This window comes from Stenotrophomonas sp. Pemsol (assembly GCF_003586545.1).
Lineage (GTDB): Bacteria > Pseudomonadota > Gammaproteobacteria > Xanthomonadales > Xanthomonadaceae > Stenotrophomonas > Stenotrophomonas sepilia.
Map to the genome: position 1 here is coordinate 608868 of NZ_CP025780.1, position 23133 is coordinate 632000.

Annotated in this window: 13 protein-coding genes, 2 tRNA genes and 1 other RNA gene; 11 read left to right on the forward strand and 5 right to left on the reverse strand. The window is 66.7% G+C overall.

All coding sequences use genetic code 11. The features are described from left to right. The first annotated feature begins 6 nt into the window (after positions 1–6). Positions 7–83, forward strand: a tRNA-Asp gene (locus PEM_RS02780). Positions 84–264: 181 nt separating this feature from the next. Next, positions 265–2220: a peptidyl-prolyl cis-trans isomerase gene (locus PEM_RS02785; RefSeq protein ID WP_111128364.1), complete on the forward strand. Its 1956-nt coding sequence runs from the start codon at positions 265–267 to the stop codon at positions 2218–2220. A gap of 180 nt (positions 2221–2400) precedes the next feature. On the opposite strand, the gene PEM_RS02790 is transcribed toward PEM_RS02785, so the two are convergent. Both PEM_RS02790 and gloB read right to left on the reverse strand, forming a co-directional pair. Continuing rightward, a complete protein-coding gene (locus PEM_RS02790; protein ID WP_065185795.1) occupies positions 2401–3603 on the reverse strand; it encodes a lytic transglycosylase domain-containing protein in 1203 nt (400 codons plus the stop codon). Next, positions 3600–4364 carry a hydroxyacylglutathione hydrolase gene (gene gloB / locus PEM_RS02795; RefSeq protein WP_005415478.1) on the reverse strand — a complete coding sequence of 255 codons (765 nt, stop codon included), beginning with the start codon at positions 4362–4364 and terminating at the stop codon, positions 3600–3602. Before gloB ends, PEM_RS02790 begins: the two co-directional genes overlap by 4 nt. A gap of 11 nt (positions 4365–4375) precedes the next feature. Here gloB and PEM_RS02800 point away from each other — a divergent pair, with 11 nt between their 5' ends. From PEM_RS02800 to dnaQ, 3 genes are read left to right on the forward strand one after another with little or no spacing between them, the layout of a single operon-like run. Then, on the forward strand, positions 4376–5020 hold the full coding sequence (locus PEM_RS02800) for a methyltransferase domain-containing protein (protein ID WP_065185797.1): 645 nt from the start codon (positions 4376–4378) through the stop codon (positions 5018–5020). Between the two features lie 12 nt (positions 5021–5032). After that, positions 5033–5485, forward strand: a complete 453-nt coding sequence (rnhA, locus tag PEM_RS02805) for a ribonuclease HI (RefSeq protein WP_005408275.1) — start codon at positions 5033–5035, stop codon at positions 5483–5485. 4 nt (positions 5486–5489) lie between these two features. Next, positions 5490–6221: a DNA polymerase III subunit epsilon gene (gene dnaQ / locus PEM_RS02810; protein ID WP_005415480.1), complete on the forward strand. Its 732-nt coding sequence runs from the start codon at positions 5490–5492 to the stop codon at positions 6219–6221. A 62-nt stretch (positions 6222–6283) separates the two neighbouring features. Here dnaQ and PEM_RS02815 read toward each other — a convergent pair whose 3' ends face one another. Next, on the reverse strand, positions 6284–6988 hold the full coding sequence (locus PEM_RS02815) for a PP2C family serine/threonine-protein phosphatase (RefSeq protein WP_005415481.1): 705 nt from the start codon (positions 6986–6988) through the stop codon (positions 6284–6286). A 165-nt stretch (positions 6989–7153) separates the two neighbouring features. On the opposite strand from PEM_RS02815, the gene PEM_RS02820 reads away from it, so the two are divergent. Together PEM_RS02820 and PEM_RS02825 are read left to right on the forward strand one after the other, a co-directional pair. After that, positions 7154–7244, forward strand: a tRNA-Ser gene (locus tag PEM_RS02820). A gap of 716 nt (positions 7245–7960) precedes the next feature. Then, positions 7961–8365: a DUF6165 family protein gene (locus tag PEM_RS02825; RefSeq protein ID WP_111127563.1), complete on the forward strand. Its 405-nt coding sequence runs from the start codon at positions 7961–7963 to the stop codon at positions 8363–8365. An 18-nt stretch (positions 8366–8383) separates the two neighbouring features. Here PEM_RS02825 and PEM_RS02830 read toward each other — a convergent pair whose 3' ends face one another. Beyond that, positions 8384–9430: a glycosyltransferase family 9 protein gene (locus PEM_RS02830; RefSeq protein ID WP_005415483.1), complete on the reverse strand. Its 1047-nt coding sequence runs from the start codon at positions 9428–9430 to the stop codon at positions 8384–8386. Between the two features lie 20 nt (positions 9431–9450). On the opposite strand from PEM_RS02830, the gene PEM_RS02835 reads away from it, so the two are divergent. Both PEM_RS02835 and PEM_RS02840 read left to right on the forward strand, forming a co-directional pair. Next, on the forward strand, positions 9451–10200 hold the full coding sequence (locus PEM_RS02835; RefSeq protein ID WP_005415484.1) for a 3-deoxy-D-manno-octulosonic acid kinase: 750 nt from the start codon (positions 9451–9453) through the stop codon (positions 10198–10200). Continuing rightward, the gene (locus PEM_RS02840) at positions 10200–10967 is read left to right on the forward strand and encodes an MBL fold metallo-hydrolase (RefSeq protein WP_005415485.1); all 768 of its coding nucleotides are present in this window, start codon (positions 10200–10202) and stop codon (positions 10965–10967) included. The genes PEM_RS02835 and PEM_RS02840 overlap by 1 nt, the downstream gene beginning before the upstream one ends. A gap of 148 nt (positions 10968–11115) precedes the next feature. Here the strand turns inward: PEM_RS02840 and ffs are convergent. After that, positions 11116–11212, reverse strand: an RNA gene (gene ffs, locus PEM_RS02845) — signal recognition particle sRNA small type. A gap of 300 nt (positions 11213–11512) precedes the next feature. On the opposite strand from ffs, the gene sugE reads away from it, so the two are divergent. Further along, on the forward strand, positions 11513–11830 hold the full coding sequence (gene sugE, locus PEM_RS02850; protein WP_005415486.1) for a quaternary ammonium compound efflux SMR transporter SugE: 318 nt from the start codon (positions 11513–11515) through the stop codon (positions 11828–11830). 358 nt (positions 11831–12188) lie between these two features. Next, positions 12189–23078 carry an autotransporter-associated beta strand repeat-containing protein gene (locus PEM_RS02855; protein ID WP_119706063.1) on the forward strand — a complete coding sequence of 3630 codons (10890 nt, stop codon included), beginning with the start codon at positions 12189–12191 and terminating at the stop codon, positions 23076–23078. Positions 23079–23133 lie beyond the last annotated feature (55 nt).

A 23133-nucleotide genomic window follows, 5' to 3' on the forward strand; every position in this document is an offset into this window, starting at 1 on the left:
GAGCGCGGAGCGGTAGTTCAGCTGGTTAGAATGCTGGCCTGTCACGCCGGAGGTCGCGGGTTCGAGTCCCGTCCGCTCCGCCAACTCTAAAAGCCCTCGGCGCAAGCCGGGGGCTTTTTCTTTGCGCCAGGATGGAGTTGGCCGATGCACTGATGGTGCGTGCCTGCGCAAGTGGGCGCAGGCCGCGTCGGTGCTGCTTTTGGTCCCTGCGGCGAAGCGGGTTACACTGCCGGGCTCGCCAATCAGGCCTTGTGATTCCTCACCATGCTGCAGAAACTCCGCGACAAGACCTCAGGCTGGATCGTCACCGTGATCCTGGGGCTGCTGATGATTCCGTTCCTGTTCGTGATCGACAACAGCTACCTCGGTGGCGTTGGCGCACAGAACGTGGCCAAGGTTTCCGCGCCGCCCACCTGGTGGCGTTCGGCGCCGTCGTGGTGGCCGGTGCGCATGCTGTGGCAGCACCATGAGATCAGCTCGCAGGATTTCCGCACGCGTTTCGAGCAGGAGCGCATGCGTGAGCGCCAGCAGCAGGGCGACAACTTCGACCCGCGCGCGTTCGAGAGCACCGAGAACAAGATGGCCGTGCTCGATCAGCTGATCGACGAACAGGTCGTGCGTCTGGTCGGTGAACAGGCGGGCGTGGTGATCGGCGACGGCGCTGTGCGCGAATACATCGCGACCATGCCGGCGTTCCTCGATTCGAACGGCAAGTTCAACGAGAACAACTACCGGCTGGCATTGGCCGGTGGCAATCCGCCGCGTACCCCGACCCAGTTCCAGGAACTGGTGCGTGAGAGCCTGCAGCAGTCGGTGATCCCATCGGGCCTGCAGAGCTCCGGCTTCGTCACCCAGGCCGAGACCGAGCGCCTGTTGAAGCTGCTGGGCGAAACCCGCGACGTCGAGCTGGCCGCGTTGCCGCCCATACCGGCCGATACTGCGCCGGTCACCGATGATCAGATCAAGCAGTGGTACGACAGCCACGGCAAGGATTTCCGCCAGGCCGAGAGCGTGTCGCTGGAGTACGTCGAGATCAACGGTGCGAACCTGCCGGCACCGGTCCCGGCCGATGAAGCGACCCTGCGCAAGCGCTATGAAGAGGAAAAGGCAAAGTTCACCTCGCCGGAGCAGCGCCAGGCCTCGCACATCCTGATCACCGGTGACGGCGCCGAAGCCAAGGCGAACAGGATCGCTGCCGAAGCCAAGGCGGCCGGTGCCGACTTCGCTGCGCTGGCCAAGGCCAATTCGGAAGATCCGGGCTCCAAGGACCAGGGCGGTGAGCTGGGTTGGGTCGAGCGCGGTGCGATGGTCAAGCCGTTCGAGGACGCGCTGTTTGCGGCCAAGGCCGGTGACGTGATCGGCCCGGTCAAGACCGAGTTCGGTTACCACATCATCAAGGTGGCCGCTGTGCGCGGTGGCCAGGGCAAGTCGTTCGAGGAAGTGCGTGACACGCTGGCTGCCGAGCAGCTGAAGGCCGACGGCGAGCGCGGCTTCAACGAACTGGCCGGTCGCCTGGTCGATGCCATCAACAAGAGCCCGAGCGACCTGGCGGCCGCCGCCAAGGAAGTGAACCTGCCGCTGCAGACCCTGGGCCCGATCACCCGCGCGACCGCCAGCGGCATCGCCGCTGACCCGGCCGTGCTGCGTGCCGCCTTCTCCGACGTGCTGGTGCAGGACGGTACCGCCAGTGACCCGATCGCCCTGGGCGGCGCGACCAACCACAGCGTGGTCATCCGTGTGGCTGCACACACCCCGGAACAGGCCCTGCCGCTGGACAAGGCCCGTGACCAGGTGATCGCTGCGATCCGTGCTGATCGCCAGCGCCAGGCCAGCGACAAGGCGGCCGATGCCATCCTGGCCAAGCTGAAGGCGGGCGCCACCCTGCAGTCGCTGGCCGCCAGCGAGAAGCTGCAGCTGAGCCCGATGCCGGGCCTGCCGCGCAGCCAGCCGGTGCCGACCCCGGAAATCAACCGCGCGATCTTCAGTGCGCCGGTGCCGGCTGAAGGCAAGCCGAGCTATGGCAAGGTCGACGTCAATGGCCACGCGCTGCTGTTCGCGGTGAACAAGGTCAATCCGGGCGACATCAAGGAAGTGACTGCAGAGCAGCAGAAGCAGCTGAAGGAACAGCTGAGCCAGATCGACGGCATGGCCGCAGCCAAGGCCTACATCGAAGCGATGCGCAAGAAGTTCATGATCCAGACCACCGAAGCGAACCTGTAAGCCTCGCGGCGGCACCCATGAGAGAGGCCCGGCAATGCCGGGCCTTTTTTGTGCCTGCCGATGCGTAGCGTCGAGCCATGCTCGACTGCGCCTGCTGGGCGCAGGCATGAAAAAAGCCGAGCGTGGGCTCGGCTCTCCAGAACAAAGGGGCGGGCAGGGCGCGGCGGTGCCGCGCCGGACTCAGTCCTCCACGCGCAGCACGGCGCCCGGCTTCAGCACGCTGCTGCCGCTCAGGCCGTTCAGCGACAGTAGCGCCTTGACCGGCATGCCATAGCGGCGGGCGATGGTCCAGGCCGATTCACCATCCCGCACGGTGTGGCGACGACTGCGCGGACGATCGGCGATCGCGGCCACGGTCTTGGCGACCTGTGGCGCTGGCGAGGCGGCGGCAACAGGTACGCTACTGGCCACCAGTGCGGTGGCGGTGTCCGCCACGGTCGCGCTGGCGGCCGAGACCGGCGCCAGTACGCGGGTGGTGCCGGACGAGACGCGCCCACCGCCCGCCAGGGCGGGGTTGAGGCGGACGATCCTGGCCGGGTCCAGGGCACGCTGTGCGGCCCACTGCTGGACGCTGGTGCCGGCGGGCAGGGTGTGGTCCTTCAGTACGGGCACGGTGCGGTCCAGCGAGGCCATGACACCTGGCTGGTCTTCCACATCTTCCAGCACGCAGGCCAGGGCATGCAGCTTCTCGACGTAGGCATGGGTGACCGGCGACAGGCCGGGCAGCGCCGAGGGCTTGGCGTTCTGCGCGTTCATGCCGGCCTTGCGCATCGATTGCAGCACGCGGTACTCGCCGGCGTTGTAGGCCATGGTGGCCAGGCGCCAGTCGCCGCCGAACATGCCGTGCAGGGTCTTCAGGTAGCGCACTGCGGCCTGGGTGGAATCGACCGCCGACAGGCGCCCGTCGTAGCCGTTGGCCATGGGCACGCGGTGATTGCGCGCAGTGGTGGCGATGAACTGCCACAGGCCGGTCGGGCCGCTGCCATTGCGTGCATTGGGCCGGTAACCGCTTTCCACGAACGGAATCAGCGCGAACTCGGTAGGCAGGTTGGCCTTGCGCAGCTCTTCGACCACATAGCCGAACAGCACCAGTGCATCGTCATCCTGGTTGGCCAGGCGCGACGGGGCGTGGGCGAACTGCTTCTGCCAGCGCGGGCTGGTGGCCTCGGCATTGCAGGTGGGCTCGGCCAGGCCGTCGCGGAAGCTGGAGAAGATCTCCTGGCCGTTGCGGACCGACGCGGCCGGCAACGCGGCCGGATCCAGCGGCAGGGCCGCGGCGGCGGTCAGGTTCTGGCCGATGCCAGCGCCCAGCGACTGGGCGCCGGCGGTTCCGGCCAGCCCCAGGACCAGGCCCAGGGCCAGCGGCAGACTTCGGCGCATCATGCGCGGAAGCCGTCTTTCCAGTGCCGGAGACCGGCCATCACGTCGACGTCGTCAACGACGTCACGGCCCAGGTGTGCCGACACCGACGCGCGGATCGGTGCAGTGTGCACACGCAGGAACGGATTGCAGTCGAATTCGCTGGCCAGGGTTACCGGCAGGGTGGAACGGTCATCGCGGCGCATGGCCAAAGCCTCCTCTTGGCGCTGCCGCAAGGCAGCGTTGGCGGGGTCGACATGCCGCGCGAAGACGGCATTTGACACGGTGTACTCATGAGCGCAACAAAGCAGCAGTTGCGCGGGCAAGGTACCCAGCTTGCGCATCGATGCCAGCAGCTGGGACGGCGTACCTTCGAACAGGCGTCCACAGCCCAGGCTGAACAACGAATCTCCGCTGAAAAGATGTTCAGCAGTGTGAAACGCGATGTGGCTGCGGGTATGCCCGGGCACGGATAGTACGTGGAACGCCCGGCCCAGTGCCTGAACGCGTTCACCTTCGCCGACCCGTTCAGTTGCCGTGGGGATGCGCTCCTCGACGGGTGCGATCACCCGGACTCCAGGAAAACGTGCCTGCAGCACCGGCACGCCACCGATGTGGTCATCGTGATGATGGGTGAGCAGGATCGTGTCCACGCGCAGGCCCTGATCGGCGAGCGCAAGCACCGGCGCGGCATCGCCGGGATCGACGACCACGGCGTTACCGTCGTCGTCGATCAAGGTCCAGATGTAGTTGTCCGCAAATGCGGGCAGGGCAGTCAGTCGCATAGAATTGGACCATGCCCGCGCTGCAGAGCACCCGTCAAGCGAGCCAGACCCCGTGGTTCGACAGCGAACCGGCGGAAGCCCTGCGCGTTCTGGAGCGGCAACTGCTGCTGCCGCAGCTGTCGTTGCTGCCGGTGCAGCCCTGGCTGTGGATCGCGCCGAGTGCCGCATGGCTGGACGATGCGCAGCTTGGCGGGCGCGGCCTGCGCCTGTACCGGCAGGGGCACGGCTATGCCGGCGACACCCGCTGTGCGTTGCCGCTGCCGCTGGCCAATGAAAGCGTCAATGCGGTCGTGTTGCAGCATGTCACCGCAGCTGACGCTGATCGGTTGCTCGATGAGTGCGAGCGCGTGCTGATGCCGGGCGGCCATCTGTGGCTGAGCAGCCTCAACCCGTTCAGCCCTTACCGCACGCACTGGCGCCAGCACGGGCTGGTGGTGCGCACGCCGCAGCGGATCCGCCTGCTGCTCGGCCGCCACGGGCTGGAGTGCGACGATATGCGTTTCCTCGGCCCGCTCTGGCGCGGCGCCGGCAGCCGTCGCCCGGGCGGTTGGTCGCCACTTCGCGCGGCCTGCCTGTTCCATGCTGAAAAACGAACGCTGGCCCTGCCCGGGCCGAAACCGTTGCCGGTGCGTTGGCACGGCACCGTTGCTACCTGATCTGGAGTTGTATTGAAAACCATTGAAATCCACACCGACGGCTCCTGCCTTGGCAATCCTGGCCCCGGCGGCTGGGCTGCACTGCTGCGCTACAAGGGCCACGAGCGTGAACTGAGCGGCGGCGAAGCGCACACCACCAACAACCGGATGGAGCTGATGGCGGCCATTTCCGGCCTGGAAACGCTGACCGAGCCGTGCAACATCGTGCTCTATACCGATTCGCAGTACGTGCGGCAGGGCCTGACCCAATGGATGCCCGGCTGGATCCGCAAGAACTGGAAGACCGCCGGCGGCGACCCGGTGAAGAACCGCGAGCTGTGGGAGCGCCTGCATGCGGCGACGCTGCGGCACCAGATCGATTGGCGCTGGGTGAAGGGCCACTCCGGTGACCCGGACAACGAGCGGGTGGATACCCTGGCGCGCAACGCGGCCATCCAGATCCGTGACGCCAGCCCGGTAAACTGAGTCCATGCGCCAGATCATCCTCGATACCGAAACCACCGGCCTGGAATGGAAGAAGGGCAACCGCATCGTTGAAATCGGCTGCGTGGAGCTGTTCAAGCGCCGCCCGACCGGCAACAACTACCACCAGTACATCAAGCCGGACTGCGAATTCGAACAGGGCGCGCAGGAAGTCACCGGCCTGACCCTGGAGTTCCTGGCTGACAAGCCGGACTTCGCGCAGATCGCCGATGAGTTCCTGGCTTTCATCGATGGCGCGGAGCTGATCATCCACAACGCGGCGTTCGACCTGGGCTTCCTCGACAACGAGCTGTCGTTGCTGGGCCCGCAGTATGGAAAGATCACCGATCGCTGCACGGTGATCGATACCCTGGTGATGGCGCGCGAGCGCTTCCCGGGCCAGCGTAATTCGCTGGATGCGCTGTGCAAGCGCCTGGGCGTGGACAATTCGCACCGTGCGCTGCATGGCGGCCTGCTCGACGCGCAGATCCTGGGCGACGTCTATATCGCGCTGACCTCGGGCCAGGAAGAGATCGGCTTCGGCATGGGCGACGATGACGGTGGTGGCGCCGGTGCCGCGCTGCAGGCCTTCGATACCAGCAAACTGCTGCCGCGCCCACGCGTGGTGGCCACCCCGTCTGAACTGGAAGCGCACAGCGCGCGTCTGGAACGACTGCGCAAGAAGGCCGGCTACGCCTTGTGGGATGGCCCGAAGGTGGAAGAGCCCGCCAGCGCATAAACATCCACGCATGGCGTGGATCTACTGTAGAGCCGAGCCCATGCTCGGCTCATGCACCAGGTTCAGTGGCAGCGCACCAGGATCACGCTGATGTTGTCGCGACCACCGCCGTCGAGCGCGGCCGCGACCAGCGTGTCCACGCATTCCTGCGCGCTGGCATCGTCGAAGGCGAGGGTGCGGGCGATGCTGCGGTCGTCCACTTCCTCGGTCAGGCCGTCACTGCACAGCAGCAGCTGCATGCCCGGGCGCAGCTCACCGCTGGTGGTGGCCACGTTCAGATGCGCCGGGTCGGTCACGCCCAGCGCCTGGGTGACCACGTTGCGATGTGGATGCGCACGCGCCTGTTCGGCCGTCAGGTTGCCCTGCGCGACCAGTTCCTGCACCACGCTGTGGTCCTGGCTGAGCTGGGCCAGCTGGCCGTCACGCCACAGATAGGCGCGGCTGTCACCGACCCATGCCACTTCATAGCGATTGCCCTGCACGCGTGCGGCGACCACGGTGGTGCCCATCGGCAGGGTGTCGTTGCGCCGGCGCGAGGCGCGGATGATCTCTTCGTCAGCGGTGCGGATGGCCTGGGCCAGCGGCGCGCCACGGCGGATCTCGCGCACGATGGTTTCGCGCGCCAGCGCGCTGGCCACCTCGCCGCAGGCGTGGCCACCCATGCCATCGGCCACCAGCCACAGGGCCAGCTCGCTGTCACCGTAGTAGGTGTCTTCGTTGAGCTCGCGGCGCAGGCCGGGGTGAGTGAGGTGTCCGAATTCGATCATGGGGTGCGGGGGCGGGGTATTGCTGGGGAGACAGGCATCATCGGGGGGCTGCAGGCATCCGGCAAGGCATGCACTCAGGAAATTTTCACTTCGTTGACCGGAATGACTTGTCGCCGGCCTCACTTCCTCGTATGATGCGCGTCCCCGGTCCGCCGGGGACCACCCGGAGAGGTGGCAGAGTGGTTGAATGTACCTGACTCGAAATCAGGCAGGCGTTTATAGCGCCTCGGGGGTTCGAATCCCCCCCTCTCCGCCAGATAAAGAAAAAGGGCTGCCGAACGGCAGCCCTTTTTCTTTATCTGGCGCGGGACACGACGCGCTTTGCGCGTCGCCCCACACGTTGCTGTGCAACGCGTGGGCCCCTCCCTTCGCCGGCCTCTCCCCGCCCCTGTCGGGGCAGCCCCTCAACAGAGGGGCTTGTTCCACCAGATTGCCTCCGTGAATCCACGCCATGCGTGGATGCGCATCGGGATTTGCGGCGTAGTGACCATGTCCTGATCCGGCGCGGGACACGACGCGCTTTGCGCGCGTCGCCCCACACGTTGCTGTGCAACGCGTGGGCCCCTCCCTTCGCCGGCCTCTCCCCGCCCCTGTCGGGGCAGCCCCTCAACAGAGGGGCTTGTTCCACCAGATTGCCTCCGTGAATCCACGCCATGCGTGGATGCACATCGGGATTTGCGGCGCAGTGACCATGTCCTGATCCGGCGCGGGACACGACGCGCTTTGCGCGCGTCGCCCCACACGTTGCTGTGCAACGCGTGGGCCCCTCCCTTTGCCGGCCTCTCCCCGCCCCTGTCGGGGCAGCCCCTCAACAGAGGGGCTTGTTCCAGCAGATGCATCAGTAAATCCACGCCATGGGTGGATGCACTTGCTGCAGGGCTGGACCATCCACGCGCGGCGTGGCTCTACCTGAACTGTCCCATCGCCAGTCGCGGGTTAAACTGCACACATCACTTGCTGGAGCTTTTCCCGATGACCGCTGAAATCCTCGTCCCCGTGTCCTTCGGCGAGCTGCTGGACAAGATCTCGATCCTGCAGATCAAGTCCGAGCGCATCTGCGACGAGGGCAAGCTGGCCAATGTGCGCAGGGAGCTGTCGGCGCTGGAGCAGACCTGGATGGCACACCCGGCTGCGGTGAAGGACATCGCCAAGCTGCGTGCCGAGCTGAAGGCGGTCAACGAGCAGCTGTGGGACATCGAGGACGACATCCGCCTGAAGGAGAAGGCGCAGGCGTTCGACCAGGGCTTCATCGACCTGGCGCGCAGTGTCTACCTGCGCAACGACGAGCGCGCGCGCATCAAGAAGGCGATCAACCTGGCGCTGGGTTCGGCGTACGTGGAAGAGAAGTCCTATCAGGATTACGCGCAGCGCACGTGATCCCGGGCAGTCCGCCGCTCACCCCAGGTGGTCGGCGACGTAGCGTTCGAAGGCGGCGATACCGTCTTCGACGGTAATCAGTTCCATTACATCGTCGAACTCGATCTTGGTGCCCCACTTCAGATCGGTGGCCTGCTTGGCCAGGTACTTGCGCGCTGCGTCGTCGTAGCGGTCCACGCAGTAGCGGCGGTCCGAGTACGGGCCGCTGCGGTCCGGATTGCTGGCCGCATGCAGCCCCAGTACTTTGGTGCCCATTGCGTTGGCGATGTGCATCGGGCCCGAGTCCGGGGTCATCACCAGATTGGCGCGGGCCAGCAGGGCAGGCAGCTGCTTCAACGTGTCCTTGCCAACCAGGTCCAATGCAGGCGTCTGCAGCTGCGCCTGGATCGCATCGGCCATGTGGCGCTCCAGTTCGCTGCGGCCACCGCACAGCACCACCCGCCAGCCGCGCTGGACGGCATGGTTGGCCACCGCGGCGTAGCGGTCGGCGTACCAGTTGCGGCGCACGTGGCTGGAACAGGGCGAGATCATCAGCACCGGGCGGCCATCGTCCTGCCACTGCGCGGCGGCCCACTCGAAGGCGGACGGCGGCACGGCCAGATCCCAGCTGACTTCGGTCTGGCGCAGGCCCAGCGGCTCGCAGAAGCTGCCGATGGCATCCAGCACGTGGATGCCGGGGCGATCGGGAATACGCTCGTTGATGAAGAGCCCGTGCAGGTCCTTGGAGCGGCTGCGGTCGTATCCGATGCGGCGCTCGGCCGGAATGAAGGCCGACAGCAGGTTGGCGCGGAACGCGACCTGCATCTGCAACAGCGCTTCAAAGCGCCCCGGTGGCAGGTGCCTGCGCAGTTCCTTGACCCCGGCCATGCCGCTCTTCTTGTCGTAGGCATGGAAGGTGACGCCGGGCAGCCCGTCGAGCAGCTTGTGGCCGGCTTTGTCGATGATCCAGTGGATCGGCGTGTCCGGGCGTGCGGCCTGCAGGGTGCGCACCAGGGGCACCACGTGGGTGACATCGCCAAGTGCGGACAGGCGCAGGAGGCACAAGGAGGAGGACGCTGATGCCATGTGTTGTTAGACTCAATGAAATGGTCGCATTCGACGCCAATGAAGCGCTGACGCCATGCCGCGAGGGTCGCGGCATCGGGGCCATTCTGTTCGACCGCGAGCGGCTGCGGCAAGCTGATATTGGCCTGTTCTCGCCCCAGCACTGGGGCAGCAAGGCCCGCCCGGTGGGCGAGGGCGGCCGCGGGAGCGCCTGGTTCGTCGATGCGCCGTTCGGTGCCAGCGTGCTGCGCCACTACCTGCGCGGCGGCATGGCGGCCCGGATCAGCCACGACCAGTACCTCTGGCGCGGCTCGGACCGGACCCGCAGCTTCGCCGAATTCCGCCTGATGCGCGCGCTGCGCGAGAAGAAGCTGCCGGTGCCACGGCCGATCGCCGCGTTCTACATGCGTGAAGGCCTGCGCTACCGGGCGGCGATCCTGATGGAACGGATCGAGGACGTGCGCTCGCTGGCCGACCGCGCACTGGTTGCGGGCCGGGGCGCGCCCTGGGAAGAGACCGGGCGGCTGATCGCCCGTTTCCACCGTGCCGGCCTGGACCATGCCGACCTCAACGCGCACAACATCCTGTTCGATGGCAGTGGCCATGGCTGGCTGATCGATTTCGACCGTGGGGTGATCCGCATCCCGGCCACTGGCTGGCGCGAACGCAACCTCAAGCGGTTGCTGCGCTCGCTGGTCAAGCTGCGCGGCGAGCGCAGCGTGGAAGATGTGCAGAAGGACTACGCACGGCTGCGCCGTGCCTATGACATGGCGTGGAACCGGGGCACCTGATGGACTGGTCGTTGCGTTTCCTCGGCGTCGGCAATGCGTCGGCGGTCGAGCTGGGATCGCCGATGTCGGTGATCGAGCGCGGTGGTCGCCCGTGGCTGACCATCGATTGCGGCGGTGAAGGCCTCACCGCGTTCAAGGCGCACTACGGGCACATGCCGCAGGCGCTGTTCGTCACCCATGTGCACCTGGACCATGTGGCCGGCTTCGAGCGCCTGTTCGTGGACACTTTCTTCAATGCGCACCGGCGCGGCAAGGTGCGCCTGTACGTGCCTGCCACGGTGGTGCCGCTGCTGCACAAGCGCATTGCTGACTATCCGAACGTGCTGGCCGAGGGCGGTGCGAACTTCTGGGATGCCTTCCACCTGATCGTGGTGGGCGAGGCGTTCTGGCATGAGGGGATGCGCCTGGAGGTGTTTCCGGTGCGCCATCACTGGCCGGAGACGGCCTATGGCCTGCGCCTGCAGGGCGCGCTGACCTGGAGCGGCGATACCCGGCCGATTCCGGAGATGCTGGCGCGCTACGCCAACGACAACGAGCTGATCGCCCACGACTGCGGCCTGCATGGCAACCCGTCACACACGGGCGTGGACGACCTGGAGCGTGAGTACAGCATCGAACTGCAGGCGCGGATGATGCTCTACCACTACGCCAGCGTGGCCGATGGCCAAGCGCTGGCCGTGCGCGGGCACCGCGTGGCGCAGCCGGGGCAGTGCGTGCCGCTGGCCGACCCGACCGCGCCGCACGTACTGGTGCAGGATCCGCCGTGAGCAGGACCGGCCAGCCCGCTGATACGGCGCGGGCTGCCGAACTGGAGGCGCTGGAGCGAGCGCTGCAGTAGCGCTGGGCCATGCCCGGCGAGGGGCGTCAACCAGGGTTGGCAGCTGCCAGGGCCGGGTGTCGCCAGAAAAGGCGATGGCCCCGCCGGCTGACCTCGGCGCCCGCGTCGATCGATACCGTTGCTGCCTTCCGGCCCTGGCGGGGTTTTCGACCTAGCGTCGCGAGGGGCCGACGGGGCCACCATAGAGACGTTGGCCGCCCCGAGGGCGGCCAGTTCACGGATCAGGGGAAGCAGCGCGCGATGCGCCGGAGACCACAGCCGGACTGCACATCGGCTAGCCGATGGCAGGCGCTCATTCTAGCGCAGGCCGGTGCGTCGATGCCAGCTTCACGCACTGAATCGGCTGTAACCCGTTCCCGGCCACGGCGGCCGGGCGTGGCTCCCGTTGCTAGAATGCCGGCCAGGAGGAACGACCTCCCCCGCATCGGGAATCAAAGACCAGGACGGCCTGGCCCTACCAAGAGGAGGGCCGTCATGGCCTGGATCTATCTATTGTTTGCCGGCCTGCTGGAAATCGTCTGGGCCGTGTCCATGAAGCAGTCCGAAGGCTTCACCCGTCTCACCCCCACCGTGGTCACCATCATCGGCATGATCGCCAGCTTCTGGCTGTTGGCGGTGGCCATGCGCAGCCTGCCGCTGGGCACCGCCTATACGATCTGGACCGGCATCGGCGCGGTCGGCGCGTTCGTGGTCGGCATCGTGTTCCTGGGGGAGCAGGTCAGCCCGATGCGGATCGGTGCAGCGGTGCTGATTGTTTCCGGCCTGGTGCTGATGAAACTCTCCAGCAGCTGAATTTATTTACTCATGGCGGGGAATGGATTCTCCGCCACATGCAGCGATATGTATTTTCGGCAAAACCATTCTGTCTGCCTCTTTTATTTGACGTGCGTCATGAAAATAACGCGCGCGATTCACATGCCGCTGGCACGGCCGGTCGCACAGTGCCGCCATTCGTCGGGCGAAATCGGGGAGTTTTCGTCCTGGTGGACACGCTGACGTACCTGTCCCGGGGTGCGATCACGTGAAGATGTGAAGATTTTCAGGAGTTAATGCCTTCAGGCCTTGTTCCCGTATCGGGAGCAGGGGTGGACCGCATTGTCTCGAAAAACCTGCCAGCTGTGCCATCCGGTCTTTTCATGGAGATTTGCCGATGAACCGCATTTACCGTCTGGTTTTCAATCGCGCCCTTGGGGTAATGCAGGTTGCTTCGGAGGTCACCCGGAATCCCGGCGGAAGCGCGGTCGGCGCAGGGCGGGTGCCGCGATTGCGGGCGCACCAGCTGGCGGCGGCACTGGCCGCCACACTGGCCAGCGGATCGGCATTCGCGGCGTGTACGGGCACCACGACCGTAAACTGCGACAGCACCACCAACATCAACAACTACTCCAACGCGACCAGCGGCCTCACGCTGAACATTGCCGCGGGTGCGTTGCTGCGTACGCCGCCGTTCGTAGGTGGAGGCAACGCAGCAACGCTGACCGGCGACAACGTGACGGTCAACAACAATGGCACGATCGATCCGAGCTCGATCGTCCTTGCCTCGCCCGGCCTGGTCATCGGCAATGGTTCTGCCAACAACAGCGCGATCGTCGTCAACAACAACGCCAGCGGACAGATCAAGGGTGTCGTCAACATCGCAACGCTGCTGGGCTTCGGTGGACAGGCGCTGGTGGCGCAGAATGTCAACGGCACCACCACCATCAACAACGCCGGCCTGATCAGCACGTCGTTGATCGGCACAGGCAGCGTTTCCGACGCGACCACGGTGGTGGCCTACGGTGGCGCGGCAGCCAATGTGACCAACACCGGCACCATCGACGGGCGTGTCGGCCTGGGCGCTTCTGGCGGTAATACGTTCCTCAATGCAGGGGCGGTCAGTGGCAGCGTTCACCTGGGTGATTCAACCGGCGGCAATACCTTCACCGCAGTGTCGGGTTCCAGCGTTGTGGCCGGCGGTGGCACCGCCCTTGCCGGCGTGATTACGGGTGTTACCGGGGTGAAGGTTGCGGCAGCGGGAACGGTCGACGCCGGTACCGGCAGTGGCGCGGCCAACAACACGCTGGTGTTGCAGAACGTCGTCAGCGGTCCGGGCTCCGGCACCGGCGGAGCGGTGACCACACTGGGCTGGAACCAGTACCTCAACTTCCAGAAGCTCACCGTCAACAGCGGTACCTGGAACCTGCAGGGCGCATGGGGCGCATCCGGCCCGACGACGCTCAATGATGGCCTGGTCAATTTCAACAATGCCGGTTCATTCGGCACAGGGCTGTTCACGGCCAACGGCGGTGCCATCGCATCCTCCACGGCCGGTCTGAATCTGGCCAATGCGTTCAACCTCGGCGGCAATCTATCCCTGGCCGGGACCAATGCGTTCGGCTTGAATGGCGTGCTTTCAGGCGCTGGTGGGCTGACGGTGAACAACACCGGCATTGTTACTCTCGGCGGCGCAAACCTGTTCTCCGGGGGCGTCAACCTCAATGCCGGCGGCCTGCTGCTGGGCAATGCCGGTGCACTCGGCAGCGGCAACCTGACCGTCGGTGGCAGCGCCTCGCTGGATACGACGGCAGGCTTCGCCCTGGGCAACAACCTGGTGGTCAATGGCGGGGGCTCGCTGAACCTGCTGGGCAGCAATGCGCTGACATTGAGTGGCTCGATATCCGGTGCCGGCAACGTGACCAAGAACGGTGCCGGCACGCTGACCTTGAACGGTGCCAATTCGCTGAGCGGCAGCTTCAACCTGGCCGGGGGCGCGTTGGCCCTGGGCGCGGGTGGCAGCCTGTCGCCCACCGGCGCGATCTCGCTGGACATTGGCACCAGCCTGGATCTTTCGGCGGCGGCCAACCAGACCATCGGCTCGCTGGCCGGCCTCGGCGGTTCGGTCAACCTCGGCAGCCACACCCTGACCCTGGGCGGGCTGGGCAATACCAGCTACAGCGGCACGTTCGCCGCAGGCACCGGCGGCCTGATCAAGGTCGGCACCGGTGTGCAGACCCTGTCGGGCGTCAACAGCCTCACGGGCGGTGTTGCGCTCAACGCCGGTGGCTTGTTGCTGGGCAATGCCGCCGCGCTGGGCAGCGGTACACTCTCTGTCGGCGGCAACACCACCTTCGACGGCACCACGGCGCTGGCGCTGACCAATGCTGTCAGCCTCGCATCGGGTGCCAGCCTGAATCTGCTTGGCGGGCAGGCGCTGACGTTCAACGGGGTGATCAGCGGCGCGGGTGGCCTGATCAAGGATGGTGCATCGTCACTGACCCTCAACGGCGCCAATACATTCGGCGGCGGTCTGGCGCTCAACGCCGGCAGCCTGGTGCTGGGCAACGGCGGTGCACTGGGAACCGGCGCACTGAACGTCGGCGGCGCGGTATCGCTCGACGCCAGCACCGGGCTCACCGTGGGCAATGGCATCACACTGGGCGCCGGTGGTTCGCTCAATGTGCTGGGCTCGAACGCGTTGACGCTGGGGGGTGTCATTGGTGGGAGCGGCAGCCTGGTCAAGAACGGCGCTGCCACGCTGACGTTGGGCGGCGCGAACACGTTCACGGGTGGGCTGGCAGTAAATGCCGGAACGGTGGCATTGGCCAGTGGTGGCAGCCTGGCGGCGACCGGCGCGGTCAGCCTGGCCGGCGCTGGCAGCGCACTGGATATCTCGCTGGGTGGCAACCAGACCATCGGTGCATTGTCCGGTGTGGCGGGCAGCACCCTCGCACTGGGCAGCAGTACGCTCACCTTCGGTGATGCCACCAACCAGACCTTCGCTGGCGTGATCGGCGGCACCGGTGGCCTGGTCAAGCAGGGCAGTGGCGTGCAGACGCTGAACGGCGCCAATACCTTCAGCGGTGGGGTGAATCTTGCGGCCGGTGGCCTGGTGCTGGGCAACGCCGGTGCGCTGGGAAGCGGTGCGCTGACGGTCAGTGGCAACGGCTCGCTGGACGCCACTGCGGCGCTGAACCTGGGCAATGCGATCAACCTCGGTGCGGCCCTGACCCTGCCGGGCAGCCAGAACCTGACCCTGGGCGGCAACATCACTGGCACCGGCAGCCTGGTCAAGAATGGCGCGTCGACACTGACCTTGAACGGCACCAACACCTTCAGCGGTGGACTGAACGCAAACGCCGGCAGCCTGCTGCTGGGCAACAGCGGCGCGCTCGGTACCGGAGTACTGGGCATCGGCGGCAACGTCACGCTCGATGGCAGCGCCCCGTTGAGCCTGACCAACAACGTTGACCTGGGCGCCGGTGCGGCACTGTCGTTGCCGGGCTCGCAGGCGATCACGCTGGGTGGCGTGGTGTCCGGTACCGGCAGGCTGGTGAAGAACGGTGCCAGCACGTTGACCCTCAACGGCACCAACAGCTTCGGTGGTGGGCTCACCGTCAACGGCGGCAGCGTGTTCCTGGGGAACGCCGGCGCACTGGGCACCGGTGCACTGTCGGTGGGCGCCACTGCCACGCTGGACAGTTCGGCAGCGCTGAACCTCGCCAACAACGTCAACCTCGGGGCAGGCGCGGCGCTGGATCTGCTGGGTAGCCAGGACGTGTCACTGGGAGGTCTCATCAGTGGCACTGGCAGCCTGGTCAAGAATGGTACGGCCACGCTGGCGTTGAATGGACCCAACACCTTCAGCGGCGGTGTCGGCCTCAACGCGGGCCTGCTGCAGCTGGGCAATGCGCAGGCACTGGGTACCGGCCAGCTGGACGTGGGCGGCAACGCTTCGCTGGATGCAACGTCTGCACTCACCGTAGGCAACCTCATCGGCCTGGCCGCCGGTGCGAATCTCTCCGTGCTGGGCGGCAATGACCTGACGCTCTCCGGTCCGGTATTCGGGGCCGGTGGGCTGATCAAGGACGGCACGGCCCGCCTCACCCTGTCCGGCGCCAACGTCTATACCGGTGGCACCACCATCAATGCCGGCACGCTGGCGCTGGGGGCGGGCGGCAGTCTTGCCGCGGCCGGTGCGGTGGATCTTGCCGGTGCCGGTGCGACGCTGGACATCTCCGCAGCCGGTGCGGCGCAGACCATCGGCGCGCTGAATGGCGTGGCAGGCAGCCAGCTGGTGCTGGGCGCGCAGTCGCTGACCTTTGGCGGCGCCAGCAATGGCAGCTTTGCCGGCGTGATCGATGGTGCCGGCGGCCTGATCAAGACCGGTGCCGGCGTGCAGACGCTGTCCGGTGCCAATACTTTCAGTGGTGGCCTTGCACTCAACGACGGTGGCCTGGTTCTGGGCAACGCCAGCGCACTCGGTACCGGTGCACTGGGCATTGGTGGCACGACCACGCTGGACAGCACCGTGGCGCTGAACCTGGCCAACGCAGTGAACTTCGGTGCCGGTACGCAGCTGACGCTGGGTGGCAGCAACGATCTCACTCTCGGTGGCGTGGTGGCGGGCAATGGCAGCCTGATCAAGAATGGTGCGGGCCTGCTGACCCTCAACAACACCAATACCTTCGGTGGCGGCCTGACCTTGAACGGCGGTGGCCTGGTGGTCGGTGCGAATGGTGCGCTCGGTACCGGCGCGCTGGCGGTGAATGCCAGTACCACGCTGGACGCGGGCGCGGCAGTGACGCTCGGCAATGCGGTCACGCTGGGCTCGGGCGTCGTACTGACGTTGCCGGGCAGCACTGCGCTGACGCTGTCGGGCGTGGTCGGCGGCAATGGCAGCCTGGTCAAGAATGGTGCCACCACGCTGACGCTGTCCGGTGCCAACACCTACACCGGCGGTACCACCATCAATGCCGGCACGCTGGCGCTGGGCACGGGCGGCAGCCTTGCTGCAGCGGGTGATGTCACGTTGGGTGCAGGCGCTGGCTTTGATATTTCCGGTGCCGGCAGCAGCCAGACCATCGGCGCGCTCAACGGTGCGGGTGGCAGCACCCTGGCGCTGGGCGGCAATTCGCTCACCTTCGGGACGGCCGGCAACGCCGCGTTCGATGGCGTGATCAGTGGCGGCGGCGGTCTGATCAAGGCAGGCGCGGGCGTACAGATGCTGTCCGGAGCCAACACGTTTGGCGGCGGCGTAACGCTCAACGCGGGCGGACTGGTGCTTGGCAATGATGCGGCGTTGGGCACCGACGCATTGACTGTTGGTGGTGCCGCCACGCTGGATACCACCGGCCTGGCAACGTTGGCCAACAACATCGCGCTCAACGCCGGGCTGACCGTGCTCGGGACCAATGCACTGACGCTCAACGGCGTCCTGTCCGGGGCCGGCAGCCTCACCAAGAATGGCAGCGCGACGCTGACCTTGAACGGCGCCAACACCTATACCGGTGGCACCAACATCAACGCCGGCACGCTGGCGCTGGGCGCCGGTGCCAGCCTGGCGGCGAGCGGTACCGTGAACCTTGCCACCGGTGCCACGCTGGACCTGTCTGCCGGCAGCGGCACGCAGCAGTTCGGCACCCTGGTCGGCAATGGTACGGTGAACCTCGGCGCCAATTCGATCGAGGTCGGTGGCGCCACCAATGGCACCTTCAGTGGCTCGATCGCAGGCACGGGTGCCCTGACCAAGGTCGGTGCGGGCATCGAGACGCTGACCGGTGCCAACACCTACACCGGCGGCACCTTCATCAATGCCGGCACGCTGGCGATTGGTCCGGGCGGCAGCCTGGCCGCGACCGGCGCGGTGACGCTGAGCGCTGCAGGCACCGGCTTCGACATCTCCACCGCAGGGGCCGGCCAGACCATCGGGTCGTTGAACGGCGTGGCCGGCTCGACGGTGAGCCTGGGGGCACAGACGCTGACACTCGGTGGCGTGGGCAACAGCCTCTTCGATGGCGCGATTTCCGGCACCGGTGGCCTGGTCAAGAATGGCGCCGGCATGCTCACGCTGGGTGGCGCCAATCTGTTCAGTGGTGGCGTTGCACTGAACGGCGGTGGCCTGGTGGTCGGCAACAACGCTGCGCTCGGCAGCGGTGCGTTGACGGTCGGAAGCAACGCGACGCTGGATGCAACGACCGGCGTCAGCCTTGCCAACAACATCGGGCTGGCAGCGGGTGCCAGCCTCGATCTGCTCGGCAGCCAGACGCTGACACTGGGGGGCGTGATTTCCGGCACGGGCGGGCTGATCAAGGACGGTGCGTCCACCGTAACCCTGAGCGGTGCCAACACCTACACCGGGGGGACCACCATCAACAGCGGCACACTGGCAATCGGTGCCGGTGGCAGCCTCGCCGCAACCGGCGCGGTGAACCTGGCCGGTGCGGGCACGCTCGACATCTCCGCGGGTAACCAGGCAATCGGTTCGCTGGCCGGCGTGGCGGGCAGCACGGTGGCGCTGGGTGGCAGCACGCTGACCCTGGGCGGCACCGTGGACAGCACCTTCAGCGGTGTGATCGGCGGCAGTGGCGGCCTGATCAAGAACGGTGCGGGCGTGCAGACGCTCAATGGTGCCAACACCTTCAGCGGTGGCGTGGCGCTCAACGCCGGTGGCCTGGTGGTCGGCAACAATGCTGCGCTGGGCACCGGTACGGTGACGGTCGGAGGCGCTGCGACGCTCGATTCGAACACTGCGGTCATCCTCGGCAACAACTTCATCCTCAACAACGCGTTGACCGTCCTGGGCAGCAACAACCTCACCCTCAACGGCAACCTGAGTGGTACCGGCAGCCTGACCAAGGAGGGTGCCGCGACGCTGACCTTGAACGGCACCAACACCTATACCGGCGGCACCAACATCAACGCTGGTACGCTGGCACTGGGTGCGGGCGCGAGCCTGCACGCCAGTGGCATCGTCAACCTGGCCTCGGGGGCGACCTTCGATCTGTCGGCAGGCAGCGGCACGCAGCAGTTCGGTACCCTGATCGGCAACGGCACGGTGAATCTGGGCGCCAACACGCTGACGATCGGAGATGCCACCAATGGCACGTTCAGTGGCTCGGTGGCCGGCTCCGGTGGGCTGATCAAGGAAGGCTCCGGTACCCAGACGTTGACCGGCACCAACACCTTCACCGGTGGCACCACCATCAACGCCGGGACGCTGGCGATCGGCGCCGGTGGCAGCCTCGCTGCGACGGGTGCGGTGAACCTGGCCAACGCCGGTACCACCTTCGACATCAGTGCGGGGGGCGCGCAGGCGATCGGTTCGCTGGCAGGCGTGGCAGGCTCTTCAGTGGCGTTGGGTGGCAGCACGCTGACCCTCAATGGCGTGGGCAATACCACGTTCGCCGGCACCATCGGAGGTGCAGGGGGGCTGGTAAAGAACGGCGCAGGCATCCAGGGCTTGACTGGCGTCAACGTCTTCACGGGCGGCGTGACCCTCAATGCCGGTGGCCTGCTACTGGGCAACGACGGTTCGCTGGGAACCGGTGCGCTGACCGTAGGCGGCAACGCCAGCCTGGATGGCACCAGCGCGCTGACGCTGGCCAACACCGTGCAGCTGGCCAGCGGCACGCTGACTCTGGGCGGCAGCAACGCACTGACCTTGAACGGCCCGATCAGCGGCGCTGGCGGCCTGCTGAAGGATGGCGCGGCGACGGTCACCCTCGGCGGTGCGAGTACCTATACCGGTGCCACCACCATCAACAGTGGCACGCTGGCGGTGGCGGCCGGTGGCAGCCTGTCCGGTGCCAGCACGGTCAACCTGGCCGGTGCCGGTACGCTGGATATCAGCGCCGGTGGCAGCCAGAGCATCGGAGGCCTCGCTGGCGTGACCGGTTCCAGCGTGGTGCTGGGCGGTGCAACCCTGACCACCGGCGGCAACAACGGCAGCACGACCTTCGCCGGCGTGCTCAGTGGTACCGGCGGCCTGGTGCAGAGCGGTACCGGCACGCTGATCCTCAGTGGCGACAACACCTATACCGGAGGCACCACCATCAACGGTGGCAGTACGCTGCAGATCGGCAGCGGCGGCAGCACCGGTTCGGTGCTGGGCGACATCACCAACAACGGCAGCCTGGTCTACAACCTGGGTACGATGGCCACCGTCGGCGCGGTGGTCAGCGGCAGCGGCGGCTTGACCCAGGCCGGCAGTGGCACGCTGGTGCTGACCGGCAACAACAGCTACACCGGTGGAACCACGATCAATGCCGGTGGCACATTGCAGATCGGCAACGGCGGTGCGACCGGCGCGATCGTCGGCGACATCACCAACAACGGTGCGCTGGTATCCAACGTGGCCGGCAACACCACGCTCGGTGGCACCATCAGCGGCAGTGGCGGCCTGACCCAGGCCGGCAGCGGCACGCTGACCCTGACCGGCAACAACACCTATACCGGCGGCACCACCATCAGTGCCGGCGGCACGCTGCAGGTGGGCAATGGCGGTGCGACCGGCGCGATCACCGGCAACGTTGCCAACAACGGCAGCCTGGTGTTCGACGTTGCGGGCAACACCACGGTCGGCGGTGCGATCAGCGGCAGTGGTGGCCTGACCCAGGCGGGCAGCGGTGTGCTGACCCTGGTGGGCAACAACACCTACACCGGTGGGACCACCATCAATACCGGCGGCACGCTGCAGGTGGGCAACGGCGGCGCGACCGGCGCCATCGCTGGCGACATCACCAACAATGGCGCGTTGATTTCCAACGTTGCCGGCAACACCGCGCTGGGCGGCACCATCAGTGGCAGCGGCAGCCTGACCCAGGCCGGCAGCGGTACGCTGCTGCTGACCGGGACCAACACCTATACCGGCGGCACAACCATCAACGCCGGCAGTACGCTGCAGCTGGGCAATGGCGGGGCAACGGGCTCAATCGTCGGTGATGTCACCAACAACGGCACGCTGGTGTCCAGCGTGGCGGGCAATACCACGCTGGGCGGCACCATCAGCGGCAGTGGCGGCCTCACCCAGGCCGGCAGCGGTACGCTGACCTTGACCGGCAACAACACCTATACCGGCCCGACCACGATCAACGCGGGTGGCACGCTGCAGGTAGGCAATGGCGGTGCGACCGGTGCCATCGGCGGCAGCGTCACCAGCAACGGCAGCCTGGTGTTCAACGTAGGCGGCACCACCACCGTCGGCGGTGCCATCAGTGGTAGCGGTGGTCTGACCCAGGCGGGCACCGGTACCGTGATCCTTGCCGGCAACAACACCTATACCGGCGGCACCACCATCAACACCGGCGGCACACTGCAGGTCGGCAATGGCGGCGCCAGCGGTGCGATCACCGGTAATGTCAGCAACAACGGCAGCCTGGTGTTCAACGTCGGCGGCAACACCACGGTGGGCGGTACCATCAACGGCAGTGGCGGCCTGACCCAGGCCGGTACCGGCACCGTGACCCTGACCGGCAACAACACCTATACCGGCGGCACCACCATCAATGCCGGCGGCACCGTGCAGGTCGGCAATGGTGGGGCCAGTGGCTCGATCACCGGCAACATCACCAACAACGGCGGCCTGGTCATCAACACCGGTGGCACCACCACGCTTGGCGGCAACATCACCGGCGGCGGCAGCATCGTGCAGGCCGGCCCGGGCACGCTGAATCTGGGCGGCAACAGTGGTGGCTTCAGCGGCACCGGCCAGGTCACCGGCGGCGGTTTGAATGTCACCGGCACGATCGGCGGCCAGTGGACCATCGGCAGTGGTACGACCCTGTCCGGCACCGGCACCATCGGTGGTACCGGCGGTGGCGTGACGGTGTCCAGCGGCGGCGTGCTGTCGCCGGGCAATGGCGCGGGCAATGGCAGTGGTGCAGGCAATGGCACCGGCACGATCACGGTGGGCGGCAATCTGAACCTGTCACCGGGCAGCACGCTGGGCATCGACCTGGGCGCCACCGGCAGCGACACGGTGCAGGTGGGCGGCAGCGCGAATGTGGGCGGCAGCACCGTGCGGGTGAATACCATTTCGCCGAGCACCAGCTACCAGCAGGGCCAGCAGTACACGGTGGTCAATGCGGGCGGTGGCGTGAGTGGGCAGTTCGCCTCGGCAACCTCGCCGTCGGCCTTCCTGACCATCACCCCGGTCTACACCGCCAACACGGCCAACCTGCAGATCGACGTGGCACAGACCGCAGCGTTCACCACCGTGGCCAACACGCGCAACCAGTACAACACCGCCGCGGCGCTGGACAGCCTGCCGCAGAGTGGCGCGGCCCTGGGCCTGTATAACACGGTGCTGATGTATGACGCCGGCACTGCGCGCAGCGCATTCGAACAGCTCTCCGGTGAAGTGCACGCGGCCAGCCGCGCGGTGCTGCTGTACGACAACTACCTGGAAGAAGGCATCCGCCAGCGACTCGGCAGCGAGTTGCCGACCGTGCGTGGCGAGCGCGCTTCGGCCTGGCTGGCCGGCAGTGGCAAGGTGTTCAGGCAGGATGGCGACGGCAATGGCGATGAGATCCGCGCCAATCGCAATGCGCTGATGGCCGGTGTCGACTGGCAGCTGGGCGAGCATGTGGTGCTGGGTGCAGCGGCCGGCAACGAACGGCTGGATACGCGGCTGTATGATCGCAGCTCGCGGGCCCGCCTGCGTGGCAACACGTTCGGCCTGTATGCACAGGGACAGTGGAACAACGGCTTTGCGGTTGGTGGCAGCGTGTCGCGCGGTGACTACCGCACGCGCGCCACGCGTGAAGTGCCGTTGTTGGGCCAGACCCTGTACAGCCGCCAGGATTCCGATGTGACCATCGCCCAGGTGGAAGGCAGCTGGACATGGACCCACGGCAGGACCCAGCTGCAGCCCTATGTGCAGTTCACCAAGCACTGGGTCGACAGCGATCGTGCGGTGGAGCAGGGCGGCAGCGCGGCACTGGTGCTGGAAGGCGGCAAGGACACGCTCAATGTCAGCACCGTGGGCGTGCGTGGGCGCTGGGACGTGGGCAGCGGCGAGCGCTTCCCGGCGCAGCTGACGGTCGGCCTGGGTTGGCAGCATGCGTCGGGGGATACCGATGTGGCCAGCCGCAACCGCTTTGCGGTCGGTGGTGATGCCTTCGATGTCTACAGCGCGGTGATGGCACGCAATGCCCTGGTCAGCCAGGTGGGCATGGCGGTCGGCCTCGGCCGCAACAGCCAGCTGTCGATGTTCGTACAGGGCCAGCATGGCGATGGCCGCCGCGATGTGGGTGGGCAGATCAACCTGCGCGTCGGGTTCTGAGCAGGGGATGCCTGCGGTAGATCCACGCCCTTCGTGGATGGCACCGGGGCGGGAG